The sequence below is a fragment of the Paenibacillus sp. 01T422 genome, assembly GCF_056398785.1.
In genome coordinates this window covers 1-671 of sequence record NZ_JBFTQB010001502.1, presented here as the reverse complement: position 1 = coordinate 671, position 671 = coordinate 1, and the positions used below count along the sequence as shown (strand labels likewise).

The 671-nt window shown below is 41.4% G+C and carries 1 pseudogene; it reads left to right on the top strand.

Features of this window, described 5'->3' with window-relative positions:
- Positions 1 to 389 precede the first annotated feature (389 nt).
- Positions 390 to 671 (top strand): annotated as a pseudogene (locus tag AC1DUA_RS39845) (EAL domain-containing protein); the annotation flags it as partial.

Sequence of the window (671 nt, the reverse complement as noted above, 5' to 3'; positions counted from 1 at the left end):
GTTAGCAGGCTGTTCGTAGTTTTGGAGATCGGAATGGCATCATTCACGATCGCATCGCTCTCACTTTCCATGTTACGGGAGGCAATATAGTTCGACACACTGACAAAAGCAAGTAATGCCACGATTAAAATAACGTATAGCATGGAGATTCGCGATCTCGTGAATGTTTTCATAGCCACTTGGTCACCTGAATTCTACATAGAATAAATGAATGGGATTTCGCTTAAAATTCGACAAGACTCAACAATACTCCTTTAAAAATCAATCATGTTATGTTTTCTTCCATGAATTCATTGCAAGAAGTGACAATGTCGTTTACAATACTATTCATTACATCGTATATGTGACATTTAAGAACATGAAGGTTTCACAGAAGGAGGGCGCACACCGTGCAGGTTAAAGACAGCAGGATTCCGCTGAGACATGAAGTACGTCCATTCTTCCAGCCTATTCTTTCTCTTCAGACGCAGGAAATCATCGGCTATGAGACGTTGGGAAGGCGAATTAGAGAGGATGTTGTCGAAAGCTTGGGGCCTTTTTTCAAAAATCCTGACATTCCGGAAGATGTGCAGCTTCCCATTGATCGACACCTAAGAGAGCGGGCTATTGAACAGCTTGCCTCTACGCAAGATGAAAGTTTACTTTTTATTAACTTAAAACCCTCATGGATC